The organism is Bacillota bacterium (genome assembly GCA_030705925.1).
In the GTDB taxonomy this organism is placed as follows: Bacteria; Bacillota; Clostridia; order Oscillospirales; family Feifaniaceae; genus JAUZPM01.
On the sequence record JAUZPM010000064.1, the window covers coordinates 1 to 11,875 of the forward strand.

Annotated in this window: 11 protein-coding genes and 2 riboswitches; of the genes, 2 read left to right on the top strand and 9 right to left on the bottom strand. The window is 38.1% G+C overall.

Annotated features, from left to right (window positions below):
* Together Q8865_09315 and Q8865_09320 are read right to left on the bottom strand one after the other, a co-directional pair.
* On the bottom strand, positions 1–375 hold a 375-nt coding region (locus Q8865_09315), incomplete at its 3' end, for a cadherin-like beta sandwich domain-containing protein (GenBank protein MDP4153617.1).
* Positions 376–474: 99 nt separating this feature from the next.
* Positions 475–1,329 carry an AraC family transcriptional regulator gene (locus Q8865_09320; GenBank protein ID MDP4153618.1) on the bottom strand — a complete coding sequence of 285 codons (855 nt, stop codon included), beginning with the start codon at positions 1,327–1,329 and terminating at the stop codon, positions 475–477.
* Between the two features lie 123 nt (positions 1,330–1,452).
* Here Q8865_09320 and Q8865_09325 point away from each other — a divergent pair, with 123 nt between their 5' ends.
* Complete coding sequence (locus tag Q8865_09325; protein ID MDP4153619.1) at positions 1,453–4,542, top strand: glycosyl hydrolase; 3,090 nt, start codon at positions 1,453–1,455, stop codon at positions 4,540–4,542.
* 48 nt (positions 4,543–4,590) lie between these two features.
* Here the strand turns inward: Q8865_09325 and Q8865_09330 are convergent, their stop codons facing one another.
* The 7 genes from Q8865_09330 to Q8865_09360 all read right to left on the bottom strand — a co-directional run bounded on the left by Q8865_09330 (position 4,591) and on the right by Q8865_09360 (position 10,565).
* Entirely contained in the window at positions 4,591–5,550 is a 960-nt protein-coding gene (locus Q8865_09330) for a phosphodiester glycosidase family protein (GenBank protein MDP4153620.1), read from the bottom strand.
* Positions 5,551–5,569: 19 nt separating this feature from the next.
* The gene (gene ispF / locus Q8865_09335) at positions 5,570–6,046 is read right to left on the bottom strand and encodes a 2-C-methyl-D-erythritol 2,4-cyclodiphosphate synthase (GenBank protein ID MDP4153621.1); all 477 of its coding nucleotides are present in this window, start codon (positions 6,044–6,046) and stop codon (positions 5,570–5,572) included.
* Positions 6,039–6,776, bottom strand: coding sequence for a 2-C-methyl-D-erythritol 4-phosphate cytidylyltransferase (gene ispD / locus Q8865_09340; GenBank protein MDP4153622.1), 738 nt, complete (start codon positions 6,774–6,776; stop codon positions 6,039–6,041). The genes ispF and ispD overlap by 8 nt, the downstream gene beginning before the upstream one ends.
* 56 nt (positions 6,777–6,832) lie before the next feature.
* On the bottom strand, positions 6,833–7,315 hold the full coding sequence (locus Q8865_09345) for a CarD family transcriptional regulator (GenBank protein MDP4153623.1): 483 nt from the start codon (positions 7,313–7,315) through the stop codon (positions 6,833–6,835).
* Positions 7,316–7,452: 137 nt separating this feature from the next.
* Positions 7,453–8,253 (bottom strand): sporulation transcription factor Spo0A, encoded by an 801-nt coding sequence (gene spo0A, locus Q8865_09350; GenBank protein ID MDP4153624.1) that lies wholly within the window; start codon positions 8,251–8,253, stop codon positions 7,453–7,455.
* Positions 8,254–8,398: 145 nt separating this feature from the next.
* The gene (gene spoIVB / locus Q8865_09355; GenBank protein MDP4153625.1) at positions 8,399–9,604 is read right to left on the bottom strand and encodes a SpoIVB peptidase; all 1,206 of its coding nucleotides are present in this window, start codon (positions 9,602–9,604) and stop codon (positions 8,399–8,401) included.
* Positions 9,605–9,890: 286 nt separating this feature from the next.
* On the bottom strand, positions 9,891–10,565 hold the full coding sequence (locus tag Q8865_09360) for a sugar transferase (protein MDP4153626.1): 675 nt from the start codon (positions 10,563–10,565) through the stop codon (positions 9,891–9,893).
* Positions 10,566–10,747: 182 nt separating this feature from the next.
* A riboswitch (cyclic di-GMP riboswitch) is annotated at positions 10,748–10,831 on the top strand.
* 119 nt (positions 10,832–10,950) lie between these two features.
* Positions 10,951–11,035: riboswitch (cyclic di-GMP riboswitch) on the top strand.
* A gap of 141 nt (positions 11,036–11,176) precedes the next feature.
* Here Q8865_09360 and Q8865_09365 point away from each other — a divergent pair.
* The gene (locus Q8865_09365; GenBank protein MDP4153627.1) at positions 11,177–11,794 is read left to right on the top strand and encodes a prepilin peptidase; all 618 of its coding nucleotides are present in this window, start codon (positions 11,177–11,179) and stop codon (positions 11,792–11,794) included.
* The last annotated feature ends 81 nt before the right edge of the window (positions 11,795–11,875 follow it).

Genomic DNA, 11,875 nt, shown 5'->3' on the forward strand with positions numbered 1-11,875 from the left:
CAGATCTGGCACATTAGGACGATAGACTGTAACCGTGTATGTTTTTGTCCCGCCATCATTTTTAATGCTGATAGGTATTTGTGTGTACCCATATTGAATTGAAATAGGTGCACTTGCTGAACCGCTGGGAACAGACTGATCGTTGATCGAAATCGTGCCGTCTGCAGCCGGCGTCAGTGTAATATTGTCGGTTTTATAATCGACAAAAAGCTTTGCATTGTCCTGATCAGGATTGAATGCGGGTTCAAAAACGCCTGCTGATACGTTCAAGGAAATCATTGCAGGTGCTGCTGCGAAAACAGTTGCCGGCAGCAATGCAAAAAGCATTGCACAAATCGTCAGCAAAGCAGTTAAACTTTTTGACACTCTTCTCATTAACATTCCCTCCGCAAAAAAATTCATTACCAAAATTGTATGTTTTTTAAGATGATAAGTCAATGCTCATTAGACAATTTGTATAACAAAAATAAATAATTAAGGTATATTGTAAAACCTAAACTTATTTGGAGTAATACCGGTACATTTTTTAAATGCACGAATAAATACGTTTACGTTTTGAAATCCGACATCAAATGAAATGCTTTCAATTGAACGCTCTGTTTCCTTAAGAAGAGCTTTAGCCTTGTTAATACGAAAAGTAATCAAGTACTCATATGGGCTTATGCCCATGAAAGCCTTAAAAATTCGAATAAAATAAAACTCGCTTAAGTGTACCAGTTCGCAAAGGTCCCTGTTATTTAATGAATCTTTATAGTGTTCATCAATATATGATAAAACCTTTTTGATAATATTTTCATGTTTTATAAGTTCTTCATTAGCCTTAGGCGGAAATAATAATGAAGTAAACAATTCATGAAGACCCAGTGATAATATTAAATCCTCCCGTAGTCCGGTATTCATACAGCCAGATCTTATTTTTCCGAACATCGCCTTCCATTCTTCTCCCGATAAGTAAGACTTATGAAAATTGTCCTCGTTAATCAATCTAAAAAACAGTTCGCATCCGCTTCCGTTGCAGTGTATATATTCAAAAGTCCAGTCCCCTTTGCTTCCTGTTCTGTAATACTGAGGTTCAAAACAGTAAATAAGAATCGCCTGACCTGGGACAAGTTCAGTCTCTACACCTCGATAGCGAATTAGCCCTGATCCCGAAATTGTATAAAGCAAAAGATAATCGTCACGCTCGCTTCGATTAGTAAAATATTGCGGTCCTGCACAGAAGTGTCCAATAGCGGTGACTGCAAATGGAATATCGCGAGCAGCGGAGGACATAGTGTGATGTTCACTCCAAGAATACGAGCTGATATCTAAATATTTATCCAGTTTCATATAAGTTCTCCAATAGCAATATAAGTATATTTTTAAGCAATATATAGCAATGACATCGTTAATCTACACATGTATTATTATATCATAATTAATAGCAAGATTAATATAAAAAGGAGAGTAATTATGCTATATCCCCACAGCAAAGATCCATCTTTGGATTTAGATCTGTTTAAGAATCCCGGTTGTGAATACCGAGGAACACCGCTTTGGTCGTGGAATACAAAACTAGAAGAACAGACATTGACCGAGCAGATTTCAGAGCTTAAAGAGATGGGATTCGGGGGCTATCATATTCATCCCCGAATCGGACTCTCAGACCAATATCTTGGCGATACATTTATGAAAATGGTAAAGCACAGCGTTGAGGAAGGTCGCCGTCAGCAAATGCTTACATGGCTGTACGATGAAGACCGATGGCCATCAGGATATGCAGGCGGCATGGTTACAGAAGATACAAGGAATTCTGCAAGATTTCTGCGTGTCACTCCTATTAAGGACGAAAATAACCCACGATTAATTGCAAGATATGATGTTTGCCTCGACGATTCCGGTCGTTTAAAATCATATAAAATGCTGAATGAAAATGAAACTGCACAAAACGATGAATGGTTTGCTTATATTTGCCTACGTGAAAAAACCCCATGGTTCAATAACCAAAGCTATGCGAACCTGCTAGACAAAAAGGCCGTCGAACGTTTTGTCGAGGTTACCCATGAGCGTTATAAAGAAGTCATAGGAAAAGATTTTGGCGGCATTGTTCCCGCGATCTTTACAGACGAACCCCAGTTTTCAACTAAAACAACTCTGCCTTTTGCAAAAGATAAAATCGACGTTATTCTGTCATGGACTGATGATGTCCCAGAGACATTTGGTAAAGCTTATCATTTTAATATACTTGAATATCTGCCCGAAATCATTTGGAATCTACCCGACGACAAACCTTCATTTGCGCGCTACGCATATCACGAACACATTGCAGAGCGTTTTGCCTCTGCTTTTGCGGATACATGCGGAAACTGGTGCAAAGCAAACAATCTTATGCTTACAGGTCATGTAATGCGCGAACCTAAACTTTCAACCCAAACGCCAATAATAGGCGAAGCAATGAGGTCCTACCGTTCGTTTGACATTCCTGGCATTGATATGCTTGGAGATGCACGTGAGTTTACAACAGCAAAGCAGGCGCAGTCCGCCGCGCATCAGTATGGGTGCCCCGGGGTAATGTCGGAGTTATACGGCGTAACTAATTGGGATTTTGATTTTAGAGGGCATAAACTGCAGGGAGATTGGCAGGCAGCTCTCGGCATTACTGTGCGTGTTCCGCATCTTACCTGGATGACTATGGCGGGTGAGGCAAAAAGAGATTTTCCTGCTTCAATCGGATACCAATCCCCATGGTATAAAGAATATTCATACATTGAAGACCATTTTGCACGAGTCAACACCGCAATGACACGCGGAACTCCAAGTGTCCGCATAGGCGTGATACACCCGATTGAAAGTTTCTGGCTTAACTGGGGGCCAAACGAGCATACAGCAGATATACGCCGTGAAATGGATACTGATTTTGAGAATGTGACAAAGTGGCTGCTTTCAGGGTTTATGGATTTTGATTTTATTGCTGAATCGTTACTTCCAGAACAGTGTCCCAAAGGCGAAGCTCCTCTTAAAGTGGGCGCAATGAATTATGACGCTGTCGTGGTTCCAAATGCTGTTACTCTTAGACAAACTACTGTTGAAAGACTTAAAGCCTTTGCAAAACAGGGCGGCAGACTTATCTTCATGGGAAAGTGCCCGACACTAATAGATGCAAAACCAAACAACGATATTGCCGAGCTTATTAACAGCGGCATCGTAATCGCTAATTCCGAAACAGCACTTTTAAGAACGCTCGACTCATTCCGTCTTGTCGATATCAGAACTGATAAAGGCGAGAGAGCTGGTAATCTTCTATATCAAATGAGAAACGATAACAATAACCGTTGGCTGTTTATTGCCCATGCTCAAAAGCCTGCTAATCCTGATACTGTGGCAGAAGAAAAATTATATATCACCATTAACGGCAGCTGGATGCCTACAATATACGATACAATAACAGGTAAAATCTCAAAAACTAATGTCTCATATGAGAATGGAAAGACTGTTATTTATAAGATTTTTAACGCACATGACAGCTTGCTTCTACTACTGGAACCTGGCAAATCCGAACAAACTCATAATATTGAGGGTTTCAAGGAAAATACTCAGGTCTTTGAACCAGGTGTACATGATAATAAAACAAACCAATTCGAAGCATTAAAAGTTCTCGATTTTAAAGACCCTGTTGATTTCACCCTTGAAGAGCCAAATGCACTGCTTCTGGATATGGCAGAATACCGGTTTGATAATGGGTCGTGGAATAAAAAAGAAGAAATCCTTCGCATCGATAACTTATTCCGCCAGTTTCTTGGTTATCCCCTTAGAACCGATGCCCTTGCACAGCCTTACGTTGTCCCTGATAATCCTCCCGAGCATAATATTTCCTTGCGTTTTACAATACAAAGCGAAATAGATGTTTTAGATCCTATGCTGGCTGCTGAAAATCCCGAAAAAATGTCTATTTCATTAAATGATAATAAAGTATCAACTGCGCCAGTCGGCTGGTTTTGTGATAAAAATATAAGTACTGTTAAACTGCCGGCAATCAAAAAAGGCACAAATACGCTCATGCTTACTATACCCTTCAGCAGACGGACTAATATCGAATGGTGCTATATCCTCGGGGATTTTGGAGTTACTGTTAACGGTGGGGCAGCTTATATTACAGCACCCCTAACTAAGATTGGTTTTGGAGATATAGCGACCCAGGGGCTCCCTTTCTACGGAGGGAATCTGACCTATCATCTTCCCATAACCTCTAAAGGCGGAGACATCACAATTGAGGCATCAATGTATAAAGCATCTCATTTACAGGTTAAAATTGACGGCAAAGATGCCGGAAAAATCGCTTTTGCGCCATATTGCGTCACGATTTCTGACGTACCTGCAGGAAATCATATGATTGATATTGTAATGTATGGAACGAGGATAAATGCTTTTGGAAGTATTCATAATTCAGATGTTGCCTTCCGCTGGTTTGGACCTAATGCATGGCGAACTACAGGAAAGCGATGGGGATATGAGTATAATCTTCATAAAGTCGGCATACTAAAAAGCCCTGTGATTTATCTCTAAACAAAAAAAATCCCGCTCAGAAAAATTTCTGAACGGGATTTTTAATATTTATGGTTTGACAACAAAAGCAGTTGCAACAGGCCGCAGACCGGTTTTAAAACACGGACTATTAATTACTTTGCCCTGATAGTACATCGTTGTTGAACTGCCGCCATCAAGATTTGCGGCATTTACTGCGCCATACTCCTGCATTATATTCATTACGTCTTTAAGGGAAGCACCGATACTGCTTGCCTGTCTTCCGTCTATTACAAGCATCAAAACCGTTCCGTCCGCCGTCTGCCCAATTGCGGTTCTCGGGGCGATGCCCCATCCCCCATTGCCCTTGATAATAGCAGCTTTACCGTTTTTGATCAAAGTTGGGCCAAAACTTACGGCGTCACGAATTCCATAAGCTCTGACATCATCGTAAGTAAGTTTGTCGATCACAAGCTGATCTTCTTTGTTAAAACCGATTATATTGTAACTAAATCCCTTTTTAGCACAAAGATAATTTGAATCCTGAATAACGAGGCCATAAGGGTGCCCTCCGTTGCCTTTGCCGTTAGGATCAGCAAAACCACCTGCATTAATAGCGGCAGCATATCCGCCGCGCTGAGCCATGCTTACAATATCCTCTCCATTTTTCCCCAAATCCTTTGATACTGCAAGTTTAATCTTTGAAGGATCGGGCACCTTTAAAAGCCAACCTTTAAATCCATTTCTGCTGATATCAATAAGTTCCATTTTTTTGCTATGGTTCTCACGAAACAGCAGCATCTTCATCTTTTCTGAAATATCTTCGACCTTGTTATCCGCTAATATCTTATCTATTGTGCTTTGAGGAAAAAACCAAGTGGCAAGATATTTATGTGATAAAGTCGTCATTGCAGTTGTGACCCATACATCCCTAAATCCGTGATACGGACCGTAAAATAATGCCGCAAGCGAAATAATAAGCGTTATTATCATTGCGATAAAAAATATTAATACGCCTTTAAAAAAGGCCGTAAGTTTCTTAAAAAACATGAAAACCTCTCCGTAATATCTATATCTTTTCTATCAGTACAACTGAATGGCAGGCAATGCCCTCCATAGTTCCCGTAAAGCCAAGGCCTTCCTCCGTTGTCGCCTTTACACTTACACAGTCTATGTCCACGCAAAGCGTTTCGGAAAGATTTTCACGCATTTTATTAATAAAATCTTTAACCTTGGGTTTTTGCAAAATTAGCGTTGCATCCGCATTTACTAACTTATAACCTGCATTCTGCAGTATTTGATTCACTTTTTTTAATAAAACTAAGCTGTCAGCACCCTTATATTTTTCTTCATTATCCGGAAAATGTTTACCTATATCCCCAAGTGCAGCCGCCCCAAGCATTGCATCCATCAATGAATGGGTAAGAACATCAGCGTCTGAATGTCCAAGCAGGCCAAGCTCAAAAGGAATCTGAACGCCCCCTAAAATCAATTTTCTGCTCTCAACCAAACGATGAACATCATAACCATGTCCGATTCTAAACATTTTTCATCCCTTCAACTATCCCCTCAGCAACTGGCAAATCGGAAGGATATGTAATTTTTATATTATCATAATCACCTTCCACCACCTGAACAGGCAGTCCAATTCTCTCAAATATCTGACAGTCATCTGTAAGGGAGCTATTATCTTTAATAGAAAGTGCAAGTGCAGTTTTAAATTTTTCCAGATTAAAAACCTGAGGTGTCTGAATAGCATAAAGCCCGTTTCTATCGACCGTTTCAGCTATTAAACCGTTTTCTTTCACTTTTTTCAGCGTATCCTTAACCGGAACGCCAAGAGCTGCAGCGCCATAAGTATTAGCTGCTTCAACAGCAGCATTGATCTTTTCCGGCTTTACAAAAGGTCTTGCACCGTCTTGTATTGCAACGATTTTCGCTGAAGCCGATACCTCATAAATACCATTTTGAACTGACTCGGTGCGAGTTTCCCCGCCTTTAATTATTTTAGTGACTTTGCTAAATTCATATTCTTTTACGACATCGCTCATAAGCAGTATTTCGTCTTCTCTTGCAACTATGACGATTTCATCTATACTTTCCGCTTTCTCATAGGCTCTAATAGTATAAGCTATAACAGGATTGCCGTCAATCAACATAAACTGTTTTCTAGTGTCGCCAGAAGCCTCCTGCATGCGAGTTCCGCTTCCTGCTGCAACAATGACAGCAGAAGCAGTATATTTTTTTACTTTCTCTTCTTTATGTCGACTAAACATCATATACCTCGCAATAAAAAACGACAGACGCAAAAACGCCCGCCGTTATAAATATTTTACGGCCTTACCTCAAATGAACTGTCAATAACACTACTGATATCACCTTCAGAAAGTCCTGTAGCAAGTGCGAACTCACTTGTAATAATTTGGCGCGCCGAGATAAGCATTCTTCGTTCACCTGTTGATAAACCTCGTTTCAAATCCCGATCCATTAGAGATTTAACAACAGCCGCAACGTCTTTTGGATTTCCCGAGCGCATTTTATTTAAATTTTCTCGATATCTCTGATTCCAGTTTTTATATAACGGTATAGTAAGCTGAGAAAAGTCTTTCAAAATAGATTTAGCTGTTTTAGAGTCAATAATTTTTCTAAGCCCAACCTCTTTTGCATTAGTTGGAATCATAACTGACATTCCGGTAAGCATCAACTTCATGATATAGTATTTCTGCTTTTTGCCGAGAATTTCTTTGTCTTCAATTTGTTCAATTACTCCGGCACCATGAAGAGGGTAAAGTACCTTGTCACCTATGGCAAACATAATTGCTCCAAATTCACAGCACATAAAATATCGGTGCACATGTGCTACGGTTACCGCTTTTTCGGCAAGCGGTATGCCAAACTTTCAATATTATATATTATAAACCTTTTTAACCCTTAAGTCAAATAGTTAAAAAGTTATTGAACCGCAACACCATTCCTTTTATATTCAAGACTAATTTTATCAGCCAGCATAGCAATAAATTCCGAATTAGTCGGTTTACCCTTGCTGACTTGTATCGTATAACCGAAATAATTATTTAATGTCTCAACATTACCTCTATCCCATGCAACTTCAACAGCATGTCTAATTGCACGTTCAACTCTTGATGGAGTTGTTTTAAACCGTTTCGAAACAAGAGGATATAAAAGTTTTGTGATCGCATCAAGTACGTTTGAATCACGAACAGCTGCCATAATCGCTTCACGCAGATACTGATAGCCTTTTATATGGGCTGGCACACCTATATCATGCAGCATGTTTGTAACTTTTTCCTCAAGTTCGACAGAACTCATTTTTTCAACTTTAACGGTTTTGCTGTTTACCGGCCTTGGAGAAATCTCTTCAGAATCTGCAAACGTTTTTATTCTATCGGCTAGTAGTGAAAAATCATTTTCCTTATACATGCAGTAAACAGCACCATAATGCATGGCTTTCTGAGCCACAGCCTCATTGCTCATACAGGAATAAACTATAACCTTCGGCCTTTTTTTAAGGTCTGAACGTGTAATTGCTTCAAGAACTCCAAAACCGTCAATCCGCGGCATACATAAATCAAGAACTAGAACATCGGGTTCATGCTTTTTTACGGCTTCTATCGTCTCTTCACCGCTAGAAGTCATTGCGGGGACTTGAAAGCCATAGCTTTCCAGCACTCCTTTAGTGGCAATTCGCCAATCATAATTATCGTCTGCTATTAATACCGAGATATTTTTCACACATTTTCATCCCTTTCCAAAGTTCATGCCCAAAGAATACCATATTTTTACAGATAATGCAAGGCTGTTTTTTTAATTATACATCAAATATTGAAAAAAAGTATATAAAAATGTGAAAAAGTCCCAGTATTTATTTACATAAACCTTATTTTTTTGTTTTTTTCATCTCATCTAACATATTTTCAATAAAAATCCCGAATCCGCGTGTAGGATCATTTACTAGTACATGAGTAACAGCTCCAATAATTTTACCGTTTTGAATAATAGGGCTTCCGCTCATACCCTGTACTATGCCTCCAGTTTTATCAATAAGCTCCGGATCTGTAACTTTAATAAGCATATTTTTCGATGAGTAACCTGCTCCACGCATAATTCTAACAATTTCAATGTTATATTGTTTAACACCGTCACCAACATCAGACAAAATATAAGCGGATCCTTCCTTAACTTCTGACTGTCCCGCAACTTGAATAGCTTTTTGATTTTTAATCGAGTCAGAGTCATTTAAAACACCATAAACTCCGGTTTCACTATTCCCAAGCAGATCACCATAAGTTTTACTTTCATCAAAAGTTCCAACCAGCTCCCCCGGTGCGCCCTTCTGTCCTTTTATAACGCCACTTATATCTGCATTTACGACACTTCCGCTCATCATTGGCATAATATCACCTGTGTCGACATCGCAGATTCCATGACCTAGGCCTGCAAAGATTCCTGTTTTAGGCTCAAAAAAAGTCAACGTTCCTATTCCTGCAGTGCTATCGCGAACCCATAATCCAACTTTAAACTTGCCGTCAGTTACGGATTTGACCGGCTGTATTTCAGTTTTATAGGCTACTCCCTTTCTGGTAAGCCCTATAGCTATCGCTTTACCGTCGCTTGCTTCAAAAATATCGGTAAGCTCCTCGATAGTGTTGACCTTATTGCCATTGACTGTTAGGATAATATCTTTTGTTTTAATCCCAGCAAGAACTGCCGGATTTTTAGTCCCCTCTGCTGTTGCTATATCACTGACTCCTACGACCATAACGCCTTCTGTGAACAGCTTTACTCCGAAAGTCTGTCCTCCCGGAACAAGAGTCATTTTAGGAAGAATATTAATAGATACATTTTTTAACGGAAAAATACCAAACAATTTTGCTTCAAAGGTGGTTTCGCCTTTATTTTCAAAGACGGAATTATCTTTTGCAATAAGCTGAACCGGAAGGCCTGTCCCGAGATGAGACTGTCCTTCGATAACCGAAAAACTATTAGGAATAGATGCAGAAACAAGATTAATTGACAATATTGGAATACATACTAATACAATTAGCAGAAAAACGGATTTTCTATATTTATAGACAATACTCATACTCTCCTCCAAGGTTTACAACATTATCTTTAAACGGTAAAAAACATATTTAGTTTTTTAAATGAAAAAACGCCGCACCATAATAAGGTTTGGCATTTTTATTTAGATTTTTGACATTTTTAAAAGAACTCAATAATAGTTTTACAGTTTCGACAACATTTAAACTGACAATTGTGAATTTCCGGAAAAAAGATAAATTGTAAACCTTGGGTTTAAATTTCTCAATTAACCTAAAATAAAAATATAATATAAAAAAAAGAGCTTTTACCAGCTCCATTAAATTATATTAAAATCTAAAAATTAATTTTTTTATAGTCAAGAAAATTATTGAAAAGTCATTATATAATGAAAAGTTTTTTAAATACAATAAATTTTGTTCTATTTTTGCCGGCATTATATCTTCTATGTAAGTTTTTTCCGGATCCAGACTTTGAGATAATATTTTATCCTCATTTAAAAAAAGTATAGTTGCAGTGCCGGTTAATCCCGGTCTTACGCTTAAAGTTTTTTTCTGTCGTTCAGTGTAATAATGAACATAATAAGGAACTTCGGGTCTTGGTCCAACGATACTCATATCGCCAATAAGAACGTTTACAAGCTGGGGCAGCTCATCTAATCTATACTTTCTGATAAACTTGCCCACTTTAGTAACCCTGGGATCAATTTCGAGAGTCAAATAATTATTACTCACATCATTGTTTTCTGCCGATATCACTTTCATTGACCTAAACTTATAAATAATAAATTCTTTACCATCTTTCCCTACCCGAGTTTGCTTAAAAATCACGGGGCTTTTTGAATCTATATATATTGCTAAAGCTATAATTATAAAAACTGGCAAAAGAATAACAAGGCCGAAAGCTGAAGCAAAAATATCAAAACAACGTTTAACTGTTTTCTGTATTAGAGTAGGATGGCTTATTTCATAAGTATCGATTTCCCTGAAAATAGGAGTTTCCATATATAATCCTCCTAGTCATGATTGTAATTTTTATCCAATAATATATATTATATTTGATCTACGTTTTTCAATAATACTGTTTTCTAAAACGTAATTATAAAAATTATTCAAAAATAATATAGAAAATCGAAAAAATCTGTTGCATTTTGCGTAACTATGTCATATAATTCAATTGTAAAACAAAGCGATAATAGCAAACCTGCTGAAAAGCAGTGACGCAAAGCTAAAGGGCCTAAAGACTTTGTCTATGGCAGCCAGTTGCCGAACTAATGTTCAAAGAACATAGTTTTATTATGCAATGCATAATGGCGACTGGAATAATTCCAGTCGCTTTTTGTTTTGTCTGATACAAATAAAATATATGACGCATACAAAGTTATACTTCCCATGATAACGGCAAACCGATCGAAAGATCGGGACGCGAAGCTATAGGGTCTAAGGGTGTAAACCTATGACAGCCAGCTACCGATTGAAGTTTTTGATGCTCCACAAATCCCTTCAAAAAGCGACAAAGCAAATCTGCCGTGAAGGGTTGTTTGTGTGTACAAATCTGCAATCCGTCGTTATCCGGAGTGCAGATTTTTTATTTTAATTAGAAGGATTTGAGTCATATGAAACCGGTTTTTGTAATTTTATTCGCAATGGCTGCCGGGCTTCTCTCGATACCGATAACAAACACTCTCGTAATAAAACGGGGAGGAGAAAAACTCGATATTCATCAATCCTTGCTTATTTTGTTACTCGCTTCAGCAACATACATATTATTACCCTATCAAGTCGTCACCGTTTCTGAACTTTCAATTCTGCTTTTGATTCTGATATGCTTATCCGTTACAGATATAAAAACAAGGAAAATTCCAAATATTCTACTGTTGATTCTTTTGATTTTAAAAATAGCGGCGTTTGTTTTTGGATTTTCAAACACAACAGTATTGCAAAGTGTTTTTGGTTTGATTGCCGGCCTTGTAATTTTCTTGATTCCATCATTTTTCGGCAGTGGAATCGGAGAAGGCGACGTTAAATTTGCCGCAATAACAGGTTTCTTTGTTGGACTTTATGGACTTGCAATTTCAGCAATCATTATGATGGCAGGGCTCATTATTTACGCTGTTATTTTAAAAATATTAAAAAAAGGCGGCTTGCATTCCAAAGCTCCTCTTGGTCCTTTTTTGGCAGCTGGATTATTTATTAGTTTCTCACCTTTATTAAATAACCTTATTAAATTTTAATCGTTGTTCCACACCGTATCGGTTTTATATAAATTTAAAAGGAGTGTAAAGTATGAAAAAAGTGCTGAATTTTCTCAAAGG